The following is an 18066-nucleotide window of genomic DNA, read 5'->3' as shown; positions in this document are numbered from 1 at the left end:
CGGGATCAATTTGAGTGTTTTATTAACATGTTTGTAACCTTTCATCATTGTCCTTTCTTCAAATGAGAAGAAAGAGCAGCGGGGGAAGGAAGCAAATAAATTTGTATTGGGGCATGCGTGTGACCCTTTCTAACGGGGTTCACTCTCGGAGTCTTCATGCGATGAGCAAGGAGTCATGATGTTAGATATAGTCGAACTGTCGCGCTTACAGTTTGCCTTGACCGCGATGTACCACTTCCTGTTTGTGCCACTGACGCTCGGTATGGCGTTCTTGTTGGCCATCATGGAAACGGTCTACGTCCTTTCCGGCAAACAGATTTATAAAGATATGACCAAGTTCTGGGGCAAGTTGTTTGGTATCAACTTCGCTCTGGGTGTGGCAACCGGTCTGACCATGGAGTTCCAGTTCGGGACTAACTGGTCTTACTATTCCCACTATGTAGGGGATATTTTCGGTGCGCCGCTGGCGATTGAAGGTTTGATGGCCTTCTTCCTCGAATCCACCTTTGTAGGTCTGTTCTTCTTCGGCTGGGACCGTTTGGGTAAAGTCCAGCATATGTGCGTCACCTGGCTGGTGGCCTTAGGTTCAAACCTGTCCGCACTGTGGATTCTGGTTGCGAACGGCTGGATGCAAAACCCAATCGCTGCGGATTTCAACTTTGAAACCATGCGTATGGAGATGCTGAGCTTCTCTGAACTGGTGCTCAACCCGGTTGCTCAGGTGAAATTTGTTCACACTGTGGCTTCTGGTTATGTTTGTGGCGCGATGTTCGTTCTGGGTATCAGCTCCTACTATATGCTGCGCGGCCGTGACTTCGCGTTTGCTAAACGTTCTTTTGCTATTGCTGCCAGCTTTGGTATGGCTGCCATTCTGTCTGTTATCGTTCTGGGTGATGAATCTGGTTACGAAATGGGCGACGTGCAGAAAACCAAACTTGCTGCTATTGAAGCCGAGTGGGAAACCCAACCTGCACCGGCATCCTTTACGCTGTTCGGTATTCCGGACCAGGATGCGCAGGAAAACCATTTTGCGATTCAAATTCCTTATGCCCTGGGCATCATCGCTACCCGCTCCGTTGATACACCGGTCATTGGTCTGAAAGATCTGATGGTGCAGCACGAAGAGCGTATCCGTAACGGGATGAAAGCGTATCAACTGCTGGAAGAACTGCGTGCAGGTTCTACCGATCAGGCTGTTCGCGACCAGTTCAACAGCATGAAGAAAGATCTGGGCTATGGTCTGCTGCTGAAACGCTACACGGACAACGTCACCGACGCGACCGAAGCGCAAATTCAGCAAGCCACGAAAGACTCTATCCCTCGTGTTGCACCGCTGTACTTCGCATTCCGTATTATGGTGGCGTGCGGCATCCTGATGCTGGCTATCATTGCTGTGTCCTTCTGGACCGTGATTCGTAATCGTATCGGCGAGAAAAAATGGCTGCTGCGCACCGCGCTGTATGCGATTCCGCTGCCGTGGATTGCTATTGAATCCGGTTGGTTTGTCGCAGAGTACGGTCGTCAACCGTGGGCGATTGGTGAAGTGTTACCAACAGCCGTAGCGAACTCTTCGCTGACCGCTGGCGACCTCATCTTCTCGATGCTGTTGATTTGCGGCCTGTATACCCTGTTCCTGGTGGCTGAACTGTATCTGATGTTCAAGTTCGCACGCCTTGGGCCGAGTAGCCTGAAAACCGGTCGTTATCACTACGAGCAGTCCACTGTGACTTCTCAGCCGGCACGCTAAGACAGGAGTCGTCAAATGATCGATTATGAAGTATTGCGTTTTATCTGGTGGCTGCTGGTTGGCATTCTGCTGATTGGTTTTGCGGTCACTGATGGCTTCGACATGGGGGTGGGCATGCTCACCCGTTTCCTCGGTCGTAATGATACCGAGCGTCGAATTATGATTAACTCCATCGCCCCGCACTGGGACGGTAACCAGGTTTGGCTCATCACCGCGGGTGGCGCACTGTTCGCTGCCTGGCCGATGGTGTATGCCGCTGCGTTCTCCGGTTTCTATGTGGCGATGATCCTGGTACTGGCGTCTTTGTTCTTCCGTCCGGTCGGTTTTGATTACCGCTCCAAGATCGAAGACATGCGCTGGCGCAACATGTGGGACTGGGGCATCTTCATCGGTAGCTTCGTGCCGCCGCTGGTTATCGGTGTTGCGTTTGGCAACCTGCTGCAAGGTGTTCCGTTCCACATGGATGAGTACATGCGCTTGTACTACACCGGTAACTTCTTCCAACTGCTGAATCCGTTTGGTCTGCTGGCAGGGGTTGTGAGCGTAGGGATGATCATCACTCAGGGCGCAACCTATCTGCAGATGCGTACCGTAGGCGAACTACATCTGCGTGCACGTACCACCTCACAGGTTGCGGCGCTGGTGACTCTGGTTTGCTTCGCACTGGCCGGCGTTTGGGTTATTTACGGTATTGATGGTTATGTTGTGACTTCCGCACTGGATCACCACGCCGCTTCTAACCCGATGACCAAAGAAGTGGCGCGTGAAGCGGGCGCATGGATGGTGAACTTTAACAATGCACCTATTCTGTGGCTGGTTCCGGCGTTGGGCGTGGTTCTGCCGCTGTTGACCATTCTGACTTCCCGTATGGAGAAAGGGGCCTGGGCGTTCATCTTCTCCTCACTGACGTTAGCCTGCATCATCCTGACTGCCGGTATCGCGATGTTCCCGTTTGTGATGCCATCCAGCACCATGATGAATGCGAGTCTGACCATGTGGGATGCAACGTCCAGCCAGCTGACGCTGAATCTGATGACGTATGTAGCTTGTGTGTTCGTACCGATCATTCTGCTGTACACCGGCTGGTGTTACTGGAAGATGTTTGGTCGCATCACCAAAGAAGATATTGAAAGCAACACCCACTCTCTGTACTAAGTAAGGAGCTTAAAATGTGGTATTTCGCATGGATTTTGGGAACGCTTCTTGCCTGTGCATTTGGGATAATCACAGCGCTGGCGCTTGAGCACGTTGAATCAGGCAAGGCCGGACAAGAAGACAGTTGATGATCAACATTATCGCGGTGGTATACAACGCGATGGACAAGCGCCCCTTGCGGGCGCTTTCCTTTGTGCTGGCAATCGTGTTGGCCGGCTGCATATTCTGGGATCCGTCACGTTTCGCAGCTAAAACCAGTACGCTTGAAATCTGGCATGGTTTTCTGCTGATGTGGGCGGTCTGCGCAGGCATCATTCACGGCGTTGGCTTTCGTCCTCGCGCCGTACACTGGCAGGGCATCTTCTGCCCGCTGATCGCAGATATCGTCCTCGTTGTTGGTCTGATTTTCTTCTTCTTTTGAATAAGAAACATCCTTAAATATTTATGGGCTTGCATAAGCCCATAATTTTTTACTCTCCGTTTACTTTCCCCCATTCCAAAGCACCATTCCCGCGCGTATAGTAGCGAAGTTTGAAAGCACTAACCTAATTGCATTACCGGGATGTAAAGTGAAGACAGCGCGATATACAACGACATTCTTGATGCATCGCGGCGGCAAGAACGCGAGTCACCAGGCGCTTACAACGTTAAGCGACCGGTGTGAGTGGGCGAAGCCAACAAAGAGGCAGTAAGAATGAATAAGTATATTTTTCGATGGCCGGTTCGTGTCTATTATGAAGACACCGATGCCGGTGGGGTGGTTTATCACGCCAGCTACGTCGCTTTTTATGAAAGAGCACGCACAGAGATGCTGCGTCATCATCACTTTAGTCAGCAGGTTCTGTTGGCCGAACGTGTAGCCTTTGTGGTGCGCAAGATGACCCTGGAGTATTTTGCGCCTGCCCGGCTTGACGATATGCTCGAAGTCCAAACCGAAATTACGTCAATGCGTGGCACCTCATTGGTTTTCACGCAACGCATTGTCAACGCAGAGAACGTCGTGCTGAATGAAGCCGAAGTTCTGATTGTTTGCGTTGATCCACTCAAAATGAAGCCTCGTGCGCTTCCCAAGTCTATTGTCGCGGAGTTTAAGCAGTGACTGACATGAATATCCTTGATTTGTTCCTGAAGGCAAGCCTTCTGGTTAAACTTATCATGTTGATTTTGATTGGTTTCTCAATCGCATCCTGGGCCATTATTATCCAGCGGACCCGTATTCTTAATGCTGCTTCACGTGAAGCCGAAGCGTTTGAAGACAAGTTCTGGTCCGGCATTGAATTGTCGCGCCTGTACCAGGAAAGCCAGGGGCGTCGTGATAATCTGGCGGGTTCAGAGCAAATTTTCTACAGCGGATTCAAAGAATTTGCGCGTCTGCATAGGGCGAATAGTCATGCGCCGGAAGCGGTCGTTGAGGGGGCATCCCGTGCGATGCGTATCTCGATGAACCGTGAACTGGAAACGCTGGAAACGCATATTCCATTCCTCGGCACTGTCGGCTCCATCAGCCCGTATATCGGTCTGTTCGGTACCGTTTGGGGGATCATGCACGCATTTATCGCGCTGGGCGCGGTAAAACAGGCGACGCTGCAAATGGTTGCACCGGGTATCGCGGAAGCGTTGATTGCAACGGCCATCGGTCTGTTTGCGGCAATTCCGGCGGTTATGGCTTACAACCGACTGAATCAGCGCGTGAACAAGCTGGAACTGAATTACGACAACTTTATGGAAGAGTTCACCGCGATTCTGCACCGCCAGGCGTTTACCGTTAGCGAGAGCAACAAGGGGTAAACCATGGCCAGAACGCGTGGACGAGGTCGTCGCGAACTTAAGTCTGAAATCAATATTGTACCGTTGCTCGACGTACTGCTGGTGCTGTTGCTGATCTTTATGGCAACCGCGCCGATCATTACGCAGAGTGTGGAAGTCGACCTGCCGGATGCGACTGAATCGCAAGCCGTCAGCAGTAACGACGAGCCACCGGTCATTATTGAAGTTTCCGGTGTTGGGCAATACAGCGTGGTGGTTGAAAAAGACAGGATGGATCAGCTGCCGCCGGAGCAGGTTATCGCGGAAGCGAAGAGCCGCCTGCAGACCAATCCGAAAACGGTATTTTTAATCGGTGGTGCGAAAGACGTGCCTTATGATGAAATAATTAAAGCGCTGAACTTGTTACACAGTGCAGGCGTTAAATCGGTTGGCTTGATGACGCAGCCAATCTGATGACGGCGTTTTGCTGGCTTGAAAGATAGCGCGTAACAGGCGAACAGTTTTTTGGGAACCGAGAGTGTCAAAGGCAACCGAACAAAACGACAAGCTCAAAAGGGCGATAATTATTTCAGCGGTGCTGCATGTCATTTTATTTGCAGCGCTGATCTGGAGTTCGTTCGATGAGCACATTGATGCTTCAGCCGGCGGCGGTGGCGGTTCGTCCATCGACGCCGTTATGGTCGATCCTGGTGCTGTTGTTCAACAGTACGACAGGCAGCAGCAACAGCAGGCAAGTGCGAAACGTGCAGAAGAACAGCGTGAGAAACAGGCGCAGCAGCAGGCCGAAGAGCTTCGTGAGAAGCAGGCGGCAGAGCAAGAGCGTCTGAAACAGCTGGAAAAAGAACGTTTAGCGGCGCAGGAAAAAGTGCGCGAGCAGGCGGAACAGCAGAAACAGGCTGAAGCCGCTGCGGCGAAAGCACAGGAGCAACAAAAGCAGGCTGAAGAGGCTGCGGCGAAGGCTGCTGCAGATGCGAAAGCTAAAGCAGATGCTCAGGCGAAACAAGCGGCAGATGCCGCGAAGAAAGCCGCTGCTGATGCCCAGAAGAAAGCTGAGGCGGAAGCTGCAAAAGCGGCTGCTGATGCTAAGAAGGTTGCCGAAGCACAAGCTGCTAAGGCTGCCGCTGATGCTGCGAAGAAAGCACAGGCTGAAGCCGCTAAGCAAGCAGCAGCCGAGAAAGCTGCCGCTGAGAAAGCAGAAAAAGCCGCCGCCGCGAAAGCTGCCGCTGCTGAAAAGGCTGCCGCTGACAAGAAAGCTGCTGCTGAAAAAGCTGCAGCAGATAAAAAGGCTGCAGCCGAGAAAGCTGCTGCCGATAAGAAAGCTGCGGCAGATAAAGCCGCTGCTGCGAAAAAAGCCGCTGCCGAAAAAGCCGCTGCCGCTTCGGGTGTTGACGACTTATTAGGTGACTTAAGCTCCGGTAAGAATGCACCGAAATCGGGCGGTGGAGCGAAAGGAAACGGCCAACCGGCGAAAGATAGTGGTACAAGTGGTGCAAATGGCGGTGCATCTGGCGCTGATATCAGTGCTTACGCATCTCAAATTCGTAATGCGATTCAGAGTCGTCTGTATGGCGCCGATTTGTATGCGGGTAAATCCTGCGTATTACATATCAAGTTAGCGCCTGATGGTCTGCTACTGGATGTGACCGAAGAGGGCGGGGATCCGGCATTGTGCCAGGCTGCGCTGACGGCTGCGAAAACAGCCAGAATTCCTAAGCCGCCTAGCCAGGCTGTTTATGAAAAAGTAAAAGATGCCAAACTGGACTTTAAACTGTAATAACGACCCCTGAGGAATCGGGGGAAACAGTCTAAGGTTGAGACAGAGTTCTGGTAGTTTTGTGTATTTGAGTTTGTTAACATTCTGCTAAATTATCGTGGGCGTTCCGTCCAGATAAGGGAGATATGATGAAGCAGGCATTACGAGTAGCATTTGGTTTTCTGATGCTGTGGGCAGCAGTGCTGCATGCAGAAGTACGTATCGAGATCACCCAAGGGGTGGACTCGGCACGCCCGATTGGTGTTGTCCCGTTCCAGTGGGCAGGGCCGGGCGCCGCACCTGAAGATATCGGTGGTATCGTAGGTGCTGACCTGCGTAACAGCGGTAAATTTAACCCATTAGACCGTTCTCGCCTGCCGCAGCAGCCGGGGACTGCGGCTGAAGTTCAGCCTGCTGCATGGTCTGCCCTGGGTATTGATGCCGTAGTGGTTGGCCAGGTTACGCCAAACCCGGATGGTTCCTATAGCGTTGCATATCAACTGGTTGATACCGGTGGCGCACCAGGTACCGTACTGGCACAGAACACATATAAAGTGAACAAGCAGTGGCTGCGTTATGCGGGCCATACCGCAAGTGACGAAGTTTTTGAAAAACTGACTGGTATTAAGGGCGCATTCCGTACTCGTATCGCGTATGTTGTTCAGACGAACGGTGGTCAGTTCCCGTACGAATTACGTGTGTCTGACTACGATGGTTACAACCAGTTTGTCGTTCACCGCTCTCCGCAGCCGCTGATGTCTCCGGCGTGGTCTCCGGACGGTTCTAAACTGGCCTACGTTACCTTCGAAAGCGGTCGTTCAGCGCTGGTTATTCAGACGTTGTCCAACGGCGCAGTGCGTCAGGTTGCTTCGTTCCCGCGTCACAACGGTGCACCTGCGTTTTCTCCGGATGGCAGCAAACTGGCGTTTGCCCTGTCTAAAACCGGTAGCCTGAATCTGTATGTCATGGACATCGGTTCTGGTCAGATCCGTCAGGTCACTGATGGTCGTAGCAACAACACGGAACCTACCTGGTTCCCGGACAGCCAAAACCTGGCCTTTACGTCTGACCAGGCCGGTCGTCCGCAGGTGTATAAAGTTAACGTCAACGGCGGTGCTCCGCAGCGTATTACCTGGGAAGGTTCACAAAACCAGGATGCTGATGTCAGCAGCGACGGTAAGTTTATGGTAATGGTAAGCTCGGCTAATGGTCAGCAGCACATTGCCAAACAAGATCTGGTAGCGGGTGGCGTACAAGTTCTGTCGTCAACGTTCCTGGACGAAACGCCAAGTCTGGCACCTAACGGCACTATGGTAATCTACAGCTCTTCTCAGGGGATGGGATCCGTGCTGAATTTGGTTTCTACAGATGGGCGTTTCAAAGCGCGTCTTCCGGCAACTGATGGTCAGGTTAAATTCCCTGCCTGGTCGCCGTATCTGTGATAATAAATAATTGATTAATAAAGGAATCATTGAAATGCAACTGAACAAAGTGCTGAAAGGGCTGATGATTGCTCTGCCTGTTATGGCTATTGCGGCATGTTCTTCTAACAAGAACGCCAGCAATGACGGCAGCGAAGGCATGCTGGGTGCCGGCACTGGTATGGATGCAAACGGTAGCGGCAACATGTCCTCCGAAGAGCAAGCGCGTCTGCAGATGCAACAGCTGCAGCAGAACAACATCGTTTATTTCGATCTGGATAAGTACGATATCCGTTCTGACTTCGCTGCAATGCTGGATGCGCACGCTAACTTCCTGCGTAGCAACCCGTCTTACAAAGTCACCGTAGAAGGTCATGCGGACGAACGTGGTACGCCTGAGTACAACATCTCCCTGGGTGAACGTCGTGCTAACGCCGTTAAGATGTACCTGCAGGGTAAAGGCGTTTCTGCTGACCAGATCTCCATCGTTTCTTACGGTAAAGAAAAACCTGCAGTACTGGGTCATGACGAAGCGGCTTACGCCAAAAACCGTCGCGCCGTACTGGTTTACTAAGAGAATTGCATGAGCAGTAACTTCAGACATCACCTGTTGAGTCTGTCGTTACTGGTTGGCATAGCGGCCCCCTGGGCCGCTTTTGCTCAGGCGCCAATCAGTAGTGTCGGCTCTGGCTCGGTCGAAGACCGCGTCACTCAACTCGAGCGTATTTCTAACGCTCACAGTCAGCTTTTAACCCAACTCCAGCAACAACTCTCCGATAATCAGTCCGATATTGATGCCCTGCGTGGTCAAATTCAGGAAAGTCAGTATCAGCTGAATCAGGTTGTTGAACGCCAAAAACAGATATTGCTGCAGATGAATAATCTTGGCAGCGGTAGCGCGCCTGCGGCGCAATCTGCGGCTGGCGATCAGAGTGGGGCGGCAACCCCGGCACCCGATGCGGGTGCTGCAGCTTCGTCAGGCGCACCGGCGCAAACTGGCGATGCGAATACTGATTACAATGCGGCAATCGCCCTGGTGCAGGATAAATCCCGTCAGGATGATGCGATCGTTGCATTTCAGAACTTCATCAAAAAGTACCCGGATTCTACTTACCTGCCCAATGCGAATTACTGGCTCGGTCAGTTGAATTACAACAAGGGTAAAAAAGATGATGCAGCGTTCTATTTTGCATCCGTAGTTAAAAACTTCCCGAAATCACCGAAGGCTGCAGACGCGATGTACAAAGTCGGCGTCATCATGCAGGACAAGGGTGACACAGCAAAAGCGAAAGCGGTTTATCAGCAGGTTATCACTAAATACCCTGGTACTGATGGCGCGAAACAAGCGCAAAAACGCCTTGGCGCGATGTAATGCACACCATGCGACCAGAAATCGTGTTATTTCTGGTCGCGTCGTGTGATTCCTAAGCAGTTGAGTAATTTACATCGAAATTTTTGTTGCGCTAAAATCTGAAATCAGTAATATATGCCGCCGTTGCCAAGGGATATCAAACAAACCAAAAGCAGCGCAAAAGTGGGTCGTTAGCTCAGTTGGTAGAGCAGTTGACTTTTAATCAATTGGTCGCAGGTTCGAATCCTGCACGACCCACCAATCGCTAAGGTGGAACGCGATTGTAAAACGTGAAGGATAACGTTGCGTAAGCAACGGCCCGTAGGGCGAGACGAAGTCGAGTCATCCTGCACGACCCACCACTAACTCAGTTAGTAAGTAGTATCCAGCGTAGTATCGGGTGATTAGCTCAGCTGGGAGAGCACCTCCCTTACAAGGAGGGGGTCGGCGGTTCGATCCCGTCATCACCCACCACTCGGGGCGTTAGCTCAGTTGGTAGAGCAGTTGACTTTTAATCAATTGGTCGCAGGTTCGAATCCTGCACGCCCCACCACTATTTTGGTGGTTCCGAGTAAAAAATTTTCAGGCAACACCCAAATGGGGCGTTAGCTCAGTTGGTAGAGCAGTTGACTTTTAATCAATTGGTCGCAGGTTCGAATCCTGCACGCCCCACCAATATTGTGGTGGGTTCCTGAAAAGAGTAAAGCAGTAAACCCCATAAGGGGGCGTTAGCTCAGTTGGTAGAGCAGTTGACTTTTAATCAATTGGTCGCAGGTTCGAATCCTGCACGCCCCACCAGTGTAAAAAGGCGCCCTAAAGGCGCCTTTTTGCTATGCGCAGGATTTTTGATTCGAACCTGCTTGCCTGATGTGTTTCGCTTATCAGCCCTACAGACGACACGACTCATGTAGGCCGGATAAGACGTCAGTCGCCATTCGGCATGCATCACACGCAATTCTTGTGACTTTCTTACACCAATCCGCTATCTTGTTTAGCATACAAAACAATTCTAACCGAATATGGCGTGCGTCACGCTTTTAATCGGTTATTTCGTTAAGCCAGTAAAACGAGAAAGCAAGATGAGCGTGATGTTTGATCCAGAAGCAGCAATTTATCCGTTTCCGCCGAAGCCAGCGCTGCTGAGTGCGGATGAAAAGCAATTTTATCGTGAAAAAATCAAGCGACTGTTGAAAGAACGTGATGCCGTTATGGTCGCGCACTATTACACCGATCCTGAAATTCAGCAATTGGCCGAAGAGACCGGTGGCTGTATTTCTGATTCTCTGGAGATGGCGCGGTTCGGCTCAAAACATTCTGCCTCTACGCTGTTGGTTGCAGGAGTGAGGTTTATGGGGGAAACCGCCAAAATCCTCAGCCCGGAAAAGACTATCCTGATGCCGACCTTACAGGCGGAATGTTCATTAGATCTGGGTTGTCCGATTGATGCTTTCAGCGCGTTTTGCGATGCGCATCCTGATCGTACCGTGGTGGTTTACGCCAATACCTCCGCAGCCGTTAAAGCGCGAGCGGACTGGGTTGTCACGTCCAGTATCGCGGTAGAACTTATTGAGCACCTTGATAGTTTAGGTGAAAAAATCATCTGGGCCCCGGACAGACATCTGGGCAACTACGTGCAAAAACAGACCGGCGCAGATGTGCTCTGTTGGCAGGGAGCCTGTATTGTTCACGACGAATTTAAAACCCAGGCTTTATCGCGTATGAAAGCGCTTTACCCTGATGCCGCAATATTGGTGCACCCAGAGTCCCCTCAGTCTATCGTTGATATGGCCGATGCGGTTGGCTCAACCAGCCAGCTCATCACCGCAGCTAAATCGTTACCGCATAAGCAGCTGATTGTGGCGACTGACCGGGGCATTTTTTACAAAATGCAGCAGGCCGTTCCGGATAAAGAATTGCTTGAAGCGCCGACGGCCGGTGAGGGGGCAACCTGTCGCAGCTGTGCGCATTGTCCGTGGATGGCGATGAACGGCCTCAAGGCGATTGCTGAGGGCCTGGAACAAGGCGGAGCGGCTCATGAGATACATGTTGATGCTGCGCTGCGAGAAGGGGCGTTGTTGCCGTTAAACCGCATGTTGGAATTTGCGGCTACACTTCGAGCTTAATTAATTTTTTTGCTCTGGGGGAAAAGATGGACTTTTTTAGCACGCAGAACATTCTGGTACATATTCCGATTGGCGCGGGCGGTTACGATCTGTCGTGGATCGAAGCCGTGGGGACGATTGCCGGGTTGCTGTGTATTGGCCTGGCGAGCCTTGAAAAAATCAGCAATTACTTCTTCGGCCTGATAAACGTCACGCTGTTCGCGATTATCTTCTTTCAGATCCAGCTTTATGCCAGCCTGTTGCTGCAAGTCTTTTTCTTTGCCGCCAACATCTACGGCTGGTACGCCTGGTCCCGGCAAACCAGCCAGCATGAAGCGGAACTTAAAATTCGCTGGCTACCGTTACCAAAAGCGCTGGGCTGGCTGGCGGCCTGCGTGGTAGCGATCGGCCTGATGTCGGTCTATATCGATCCGGTATTTGCGTTCCTGACTCGCATTGCGGTCAACATAATGCAGACATTGGGGTTACAGGTTGCTGTGCCTGAACTGCAACCCGATGCGTTCCCGTTCTGGGATTCCTGCATGATGGTGCTATCGATTGTGGCGATGATCCTGATGACGCGCAAATACGTTGAAAACTGGCTGCTGTGGGTAATCATCAACGTAATCAGTGTGGTGATCTTTGCCCTGCAAGGGGTGTATGCCATGTCGCTGGAATACATGATCCTGACGGTTATCGCCCTCAACGGGAGCAGGATGTGGATTAACAGCGCGCGTGAACGAGGTTCCCACGCGCTGTCTCATTAATGGTGATGATGTGAATGGCCGGACACGCCCTGATACAGGTGGCAGTCCGGCCCATTGCATGGCTGATACTCCATCTGGATCGTCGCGTGTTCAATCTGGTAGTGATGGATAAGGAAATGCTGAATACGTTCCAGCAGGGCATCATGATCGTGCGGCGGGATCACCTGCACATGCAGCGTCATGACCGGCTTTTCACCCACCATCCAGACGTGAACATGGTGCACATTGCGAACTTCGGGAATATCCCGGCTGAGATGTCGCTGTAGGGCGGCGATATCCAGCGCATGAGGTGCGCCCTCCAGCAATTCATTGACGCTATCTTTTAACAATCGCCAGGCACTGCGCAGCACCAGTACGGAAACCAGAATAGAGAGAATAGGGTCCGCAGGGGTCCAGCCCGTCCAGATAATAATCAGCGCAGCGATGATCGCCCCGACCGAGCCGAGTAAATCCCCCATTACATGCAGTGCCGCGGCGCGGACGTTGAGGTTTTTCTCTTCACTGCCGCGATGTAAAACCCAAAAAGCAAGCACATTGGCCAGTAAACCCGCGACAGCAATAACCATCATCATGCCGCCCGCCACGGGACGAGGTGTCTGGAAGCGCTCAATCGCCTCCCAGACGATTAAAATGGTGATAACGACCAATGCGATGGCATTAACGAATGCAGCCAGCGTCGTGAGCCTCAGCCAGCCGAAAGTGTGGCGTATTGTAGGCGGGCGACGGGAAAACTGGACGGCCAGCAGCGCGAAAAGCAGTGCTGCTGCATCCGTAAGCATATGCCCGGCATCAGCCAGCAAGGCCAGCGAGCCGGAGAGTATCCCTCCCACCACTTCAACCAGCATGAACCCCGCTGTAATGCAGAAGGCGAACAGCAGTCGACGGGCGTTATTATCCTTTGGCTGGTCAGGGGAAGTATGAGTATGTGAGTGCGCCATTGTGCCATCCCTTTGTTATTCTCACCTTTACTGTATGACATCATACCGTTTTTGGGGGGATAAAATTAAAAAGGAGAGCTTCTATTCTCCCGTTATCAGCCACGTAAATATTGGGCATTGCCTTACAGTACAGTGGGTAAAAACCCACAATGTGCATCGATAGCCAGCACAGAATTTTGAAAATAATAATAAAATCCGCAATTACAGTTGGAATTTGCGGTTTGGATCTCATTATTCGCTACATTCTTGCGTTTTTTTGCGTAATCCCGGGATAACACGGTTCGTACTGTAAAACCCCGTTTACACTTTATGACTGAAGATATAGATTGGAGGGATTGCATTCATTTATATAAGTATGGCAACGCTGGAATAATCATGAATTATCAGAACGACGATTTACGCATCAAAGAGATCAACGAGTTATTACCGCCAGTCGCACTGCTGGAAAAATTCCCCGCTACTGAAAATGCCGCAAACACGGTGGCTCATGCCCGTAAGGCGATTCATAAAATTCTGAAAGGGAGCGACGATCGCCTGTTAGTGGTGATTGGGCCGTGCTCTATTCATGATCCGGCAGCCGCCAAAGAGTACGCCGCTCGCCTGCTGGCGCTGCGCGAAGAGTTAAAAGGCGAGCTTGAAATCGTCATGCGCGTCTATTTTGAAAAGCCGCGTACCACCGTCGGCTGGAAGGGGCTGATCAACGATCCGCACATGGACAACAGCTTCCAGATCAACGATGGGCTGCGCATTGCACGTAAATTGCTACTGGATATCAACGACAGCGGATTGCCGGCTGCGGGTGAATTCCTCGACATGATCACGCCGCAATACCTCGCCGACCTGATGAGTTGGGGCGCGATCGGAGCGCGTACCACTGAGTCCCAGGTACACCGCGAGCTGGCATCGGGTCTGTCTTGCCCGGTTGGTTTTAAAAACGGTACCGATGGCACGATCAAAGTCGCGATTGATGCAATCAACGCCGCAGGAGCGCCACACTGCTTCCTGTCCGTGACCAAATGGGGTCATTCGGCGATCGTGAATACCAGCGGTAATGGCGATTGCCATATTATTCTGCGCGGCGGCAAAGAGCCAAATTACAGCGCCCAGCACGTCGCAGACGTAAAAGAAGGTCTGATTAAAGCAGGACTCTCTGCGCAAGTGATGATCGACTTTAGCCATGCCAATTCCAGCAAGCAGTTCAAAAAGCAGATGGATGTTGCGAAAGACGTTTGTGGACAAGTCGCTGGCGGCGAAAAAGCGATTATTGGCGTGATGATCGAAAGCCATCTGGTCGAGGGTAATCAGAACCCGGATAGCGGTGAGCCGCTGACCTACGGCAAAAGCATTACTGATGCCTGCATTGGTTGGGAAGACACCGATGCAGTGCTGCGCCAGCTGGCGGATGCGGTCAAGGCGCGTCGCGGTTAAAGTTATCTTCCTCCCTTATTAAAACCGGCGAATCAGGCCGGTTTTTTTAATTAATATTAATAAGCTCATTTTATTTATATACTCAATATATTTCTAAGTTGAATATAAATATATTCCTAATTTTATCATTCCTGTAATAAATATATTAAATCCGGGGTTATCATATCCCCAGGATTTATATAAATATAAAGGGATGAATATGAATAAAAACTTTAACATCGTCTGGAATACCGCGCGTAATATGTATGTCGTGGCTTCTGAATTTGCACAGGGTGACAGTCAGATAAAAAACCAGGCCAGGGCGGCAGGCATCGCCACGCTGCTGGGGTTACTCTCTGGTCCGGCGATGGCGGATTATACCCCGACTGTTGCGGCCGGTGAGTCCGTTAGTGGAGAGACCCTGAATACCACAGATGACTATCAGGAGGTCTACGGCAGCGCCTTCAATACGACGATAGAAGGCGGATGGCAGTATGTCATGGACGGCGGACTGTCTCAGGATGCGCAGGTAACGGGAGGCACTCTCCAGATTCAGGAGAATGGCACCTCCGTGAATGCCGTGCTGAGCGGAAAAGGCCAACAGGATGTCGATGGTAGAGCAGAACACACTACCATCAATTCGGGAGCAAGAAACTATGTGTACGGAACCGCAGTGGATTCCGTCATCAATGCTGGCGGAACGGAACACGTTTTTGGGTTATCCAGCGGCGCGACCATCAATAACAAGGGTGTGCAGGAAGTCTATGGTATCGTTAAAAACACGACTGTAAATCAGGGGGGGGCGCTGGTACTTAGAACACACGACGACGGCAGAGAAACAGCCAGTTTCGCCAGCAACACTACCGTCAACAGCGGCGGCTCACTCTGGCTGGAATCAGATTATGCCATCCTTGAAGGTACTACCCTGATTAAAACCGGCGCCACCGTTAATGCCGTGACCGGTGTTATCACCAACAGTGGGATCCTGGATTATGACCTCGACGCGGGAGCCTCCCGTACCGAGAGCAACAGCATTCAGGGCATTGGGTCCCTGCAAAAAACCGGGCAGGGTACGTTGCTGCTTACCGGTAACAACACTTACGCTGGTGACACGCTTGTCGACGAAGGCACCCTCTGGCTCGCTGATTCTGCCGTTATCGGCGTCCCCACAGTATCTGGCTCATCTTCGCAGTTAATGGGCTACCTACCTTCCGGCTCTGTCAGCGTCGCTGCTGGGGCAACCCTCGGCGGTACCGGCGTTATCAATGATGATGTCTCGAATGCTGGCAACATCGCCATCAGTCAGAGCAATGAGACCGGTCACACCCTCACCATTAACGGCAATTACACCGGTAATAATGGCACGCTCTCCCTTAATACACAGCTGGGGGATGATGCCTCCCCGACGGATAAGCTCCTCATTTCCGGCGATACCGCAGGCACGACCACTGTCTTTGTTACTAATACTGGCGGGGACGGAGCCCTCACCACGCAGGGGATCGAGGTGATAGATGTCGGCGGTCAGTCTGACGGCGTCTTCACCCAGGGCAACCAGGTTCAGGTCGGATTGTATGAATACCGCTTGTATCAGGACGGTGGTGACTGGTATTTGCGCTCGCAGACCGTTACCCCGGTTAATCCTGACGATGGTGGCGATGTCACTCCGGTTAATCCGGATGACGGTGGCAATGCCGTCCCTGTGGATCCTCAGTATCGCGCTGATATCGGCGCCTATCTCGGCAACCAGTGGATGGCGCGTAATCTGCAAATGCAGACCCTTTATGACCGCGAAGGCAGCCAGTTACGTACCGATGACGGCAGTATGTGGATGCGCTTTAAAGCAGGTGATGCATCATCACAGGCTGCAAACGGTCATGTGGATATTGACAACAACTATTCTCAGCTCCAGATTGGCGGCGATATACTGAGCTGGGATGATAGCGTGCAGAGCCTGAAAGCAGGGCTGATGGTGAGCTATATCAACGCCGATACGGACAGCACCGGTAACCGAGGGGCGGATGGGAGCCAGTTTTCTGCCAGTGGTAACGTAGCCGGTTACAATCTTGGGGCTTATGCCACCTGGTTTGCGGATGCCAAGGACCATAGCGGGCTGTATGTGGATAGCTGGTACCAGTACGGCCTCTACAATAACAGCGTAAATAACGGCGACGTGGGTTCAAAGGATTATGATTCGACAGCCAGCGCTGTTTCTCTGGAAACGGGTTATCGGTACGACATCGGACTTGAAAACCTGAACACTGTCAGCCTGACGCCACAGGCTCAGGTGACATGGCAGCAATATAAAGCGGACGCGGTTGTGCAGAATGGAACGCGTATTGACGGACAAAACGGTGACAGCTGGAACACGCGCCTCGGACTGCGGGTAGATGGCAAGCTGCACAAGAATACCACGTCGGTTATCCAGCCGTTTGCGGAGGTGAACTGGTTACACACCAGCGATGATGTTGCCGTTTCGTTTGATGGCGCGCAGGTGAAGCAGGATCTTCCGGCAGATCGCGCCGAGGTGAAAGTAGGTATTCAGGCGAATCTGAATAGCCAGTGGAGCATCACGGGTCAGGTTGCTGGGCAAAAGGGACGTAATGATTATGGCGATCTCAACGGTAGCCTGGACGTCCGTTACAGCTGGTAAAGTGACATAAAAAACAGAGTAATCAGGCCTACAAGCAAGCTTGTAGGCCTGATGAAATTACTTCGCTTTACCCTGGTTGGCTACCGCTGCAGCTTTTGCTGCGATCTCGTCAGCGTTACCCAGATAGTAATGTTTGATCGGCTTGAAGTTTTCGTCGAACTCATACACCAGCGGTACACCGGTCGGGATGTTCAGTTCGAGGATCTCATCTTCGCCCATGTTATCCAGGTATTTCACCAGCGCACGCAGGGAGTTACCGTGAGCGGCAATAATGACGCGCTCACCGCTTTTCATGCGCGGCAGAATGGTTTCATTCCAGTAAGGGATAACGCGATCGATAGTCAGTGCCAGGCTTTCGGTAACCGGAAGTTCTTTGTCGGTCAGTTTGGCATAACGCGGATCGTGACCCGGATAGCGCTCGTCATCTTTAGTCAGTTCCGGTGGGGTGACCGCAAAGCCACGACGCCATTGCTTAACCTGCTCGTCACCGTATTTTTCAGCAGTTTCGGCTTTGTTCAGCCCCTGCAGTGCGCCGTAATGACGTTCGTTTAGTTTCCAGGATTTCTCAACCGGTAGCCAGGCCTGATCCAGTTCGTCCAGGACATTCCACAGGGTGTGGATGGCACGTTTCAGCACAGAGGTATAAGCAAAATCGAAGCTGTAGCCTTCCTCTTTCAGCAGTTTACCTGCCGCTTTTGCTTCGCCCACGCCTTTTTCAGACAGGTCAACATCATACCAACCGGTAAAGCGGTTTTCGTTGTTCCACTGACTTTCACCATGACGTACCAGAACCAGCTTAGTTACAGCCATACACTCACTCCTATAAATCATATTGAATGATAATAATTCTCATTATATTGCCGTAAAGTGTCAGCGGCAATGCTTACGCATAACCATAGCGAAAATAGCGGCACAGTGTAAGGTTCTTGTGAACTCAAGGTTGCGATTTTGTCTTTGAGTGGGGTGGTTTTGAGCGGATCTCGCGTGGGGATAAATGACGAGCCGGGT

Annotated in this window: 17 protein-coding genes and 5 tRNA genes; 20 read left to right on the top strand and 2 right to left on the bottom strand. The window is 51.7% G+C overall.

The window, feature by feature from the left end:
• Positions 1 to 178 precede the first annotated feature (178 nt).
• The 18 genes from cydA (at position 179) to pnuC (ending at position 12063) form a co-directional block, all read left to right on the top strand.
• Complete coding sequence (gene cydA, locus G8S19_RS15535; RefSeq protein ID WP_005125442.1) at positions 179 to 1747, top strand: cytochrome ubiquinol oxidase subunit I; 1569 nt, start codon at positions 179 to 181, stop codon at positions 1745 to 1747.
• Positions 1748 to 1762: 15 nt separating this feature from the next.
• Positions 1763 to 2902: a cytochrome d ubiquinol oxidase subunit II gene (gene cydB / locus G8S19_RS15530; protein ID WP_005125441.1), complete on the top strand. Its 1140-nt coding sequence runs from the start codon at positions 1763 to 1765 to the stop codon at positions 2900 to 2902.
• 14 nt (positions 2903 to 2916) lie between these two features.
• Complete coding sequence (gene cydX / locus G8S19_RS15525) at positions 2917 to 3030, top strand: cytochrome bd-I oxidase subunit CydX (protein WP_003022970.1); 114 nt, start codon at positions 2917 to 2919, stop codon at positions 3028 to 3030.
• Entirely contained in the window at positions 3030 to 3323 is a 294-nt protein-coding gene (gene ybgE / locus G8S19_RS15520) for a cyd operon protein YbgE (protein ID WP_167469990.1), read from the top strand. The genes cydX and ybgE overlap by 1 nt, the downstream gene beginning before the upstream one ends.
• A gap of 273 nt (positions 3324 to 3596) precedes the next feature.
• Entirely contained in the window at positions 3597 to 4001 is a 405-nt protein-coding gene (gene ybgC / locus G8S19_RS15515) for a tol-pal system-associated acyl-CoA thioesterase (protein ID WP_005125439.1), read from the top strand.
• A complete protein-coding gene (gene tolQ, locus G8S19_RS15510) occupies positions 3998 to 4690 on the top strand; it encodes a Tol-Pal system protein TolQ (RefSeq protein WP_003022976.1) in 693 nt (230 codons plus the stop codon). Before ybgC ends, tolQ begins: the two co-directional genes overlap by 4 nt.
• A gap of 3 nt (positions 4691 to 4693) precedes the next feature.
• Positions 4694 to 5122, top strand: a complete 429-nt coding sequence (gene tolR / locus G8S19_RS15505) for a colicin uptake protein TolR (RefSeq protein ID WP_005125437.1) — start codon at positions 4694 to 4696, stop codon at positions 5120 to 5122.
• Between the two features lie 64 nt (positions 5123 to 5186).
• Positions 5187 to 6443, top strand: coding sequence for a cell envelope integrity protein TolA (tolA, locus tag G8S19_RS15500; RefSeq protein WP_003022980.1), 1257 nt, complete (start codon positions 5187 to 5189; stop codon positions 6441 to 6443).
• 128 nt (positions 6444 to 6571) lie between these two features.
• Positions 6572 to 7864: a Tol-Pal system beta propeller repeat protein TolB gene (tolB, locus tag G8S19_RS15495; protein WP_038638949.1), complete on the top strand. Its 1293-nt coding sequence runs from the start codon at positions 6572 to 6574 to the stop codon at positions 7862 to 7864.
• A gap of 34 nt (positions 7865 to 7898) precedes the next feature.
• Positions 7899 to 8417: a peptidoglycan-associated lipoprotein Pal gene (gene pal, locus G8S19_RS15490; RefSeq protein ID WP_003022983.1), complete on the top strand. Its 519-nt coding sequence runs from the start codon at positions 7899 to 7901 to the stop codon at positions 8415 to 8417.
• Positions 8418 to 8426: 9 nt separating this feature from the next.
• Entirely contained in the window at positions 8427 to 9215 is a 789-nt protein-coding gene (gene cpoB, locus G8S19_RS15485; RefSeq protein ID WP_048212240.1) for a cell division protein CpoB, read from the top strand.
• 164 nt (positions 9216 to 9379) lie between these two features.
• A tRNA-Lys gene (locus G8S19_RS15480) sits at positions 9380 to 9455 on the top strand.
• Positions 9456 to 9592: 137 nt separating this feature from the next.
• Positions 9593 to 9668, top strand: a tRNA-Val gene (locus G8S19_RS15475).
• 3 nt (positions 9669 to 9671) lie between these two features.
• Positions 9672 to 9747, top strand: a tRNA-Lys gene (locus G8S19_RS15470).
• A gap of 46 nt (positions 9748 to 9793) precedes the next feature.
• Positions 9794 to 9869: transfer RNA gene (locus G8S19_RS15465), tRNA-Lys, on the top strand.
• A gap of 47 nt (positions 9870 to 9916) precedes the next feature.
• Positions 9917 to 9992, top strand: a tRNA-Lys gene (locus G8S19_RS15460).
• Positions 9993 to 10273: 281 nt separating this feature from the next.
• Complete coding sequence (gene nadA / locus G8S19_RS15455) at positions 10274 to 11317, top strand: quinolinate synthase NadA (protein WP_124021284.1); 1044 nt, start codon at positions 10274 to 10276, stop codon at positions 11315 to 11317.
• 26 nt (positions 11318 to 11343) lie between these two features.
• Positions 11344 to 12063 (top strand): nicotinamide riboside transporter PnuC, encoded by a 720-nt coding sequence (gene pnuC / locus G8S19_RS15450; protein ID WP_101741888.1) that lies wholly within the window; start codon positions 11344 to 11346, stop codon positions 12061 to 12063.
• On the opposite strand, the gene zitB is transcribed toward pnuC, so the two are convergent.
• Positions 12060 to 13001, bottom strand: coding sequence for a CDF family zinc transporter ZitB (gene zitB, locus G8S19_RS15445; RefSeq protein ID WP_086523626.1), 942 nt, complete (start codon positions 12999 to 13001; stop codon positions 12060 to 12062). The two genes, pnuC and zitB, sit on opposite strands and share 4 nt — an antisense overlap.
• 375 nt (positions 13002 to 13376) lie before the next feature.
• Between zitB and aroG the strand changes: the two genes are divergently transcribed.
• Together aroG and G8S19_RS15435 are read left to right on the top strand one after the other, a co-directional pair.
• On the top strand, positions 13377 to 14429 hold the full coding sequence (aroG, locus tag G8S19_RS15440) for a 3-deoxy-7-phosphoheptulonate synthase AroG (protein WP_003831449.1): 1053 nt from the start codon (positions 13377 to 13379) through the stop codon (positions 14427 to 14429).
• A 199-nt stretch (positions 14430 to 14628) separates the two neighbouring features.
• On the top strand, positions 14629 to 17058 hold the full coding sequence (locus G8S19_RS15435) for an autotransporter outer membrane beta-barrel domain-containing protein (RefSeq protein ID WP_305883497.1): 2430 nt from the start codon (positions 14629 to 14631) through the stop codon (positions 17056 to 17058).
• Between the two features lie 57 nt (positions 17059 to 17115).
• On the opposite strand, the gene gpmA is transcribed toward G8S19_RS15435, so the two are convergent.
• On the bottom strand, positions 17116 to 17868 hold the full coding sequence (gene gpmA / locus G8S19_RS15430) for a 2,3-diphosphoglycerate-dependent phosphoglycerate mutase (RefSeq protein WP_003022999.1): 753 nt from the start codon (positions 17866 to 17868) through the stop codon (positions 17116 to 17118).
• Positions 17869 to 18066: the final 198 nt, after the last annotated feature.

The sequence above is a fragment of the Citrobacter sp. SX206 genome (assembly GCF_024181025.1).
Taxonomy (GTDB): Bacteria; Pseudomonadota; Gammaproteobacteria; order Enterobacterales; family Enterobacteriaceae; genus Citrobacter; species Citrobacter youngae.
The sequence above is the reverse complement of the archived record's forward strand: the minus strand, read 5'-3'. Positions and strand labels throughout refer to the sequence as shown.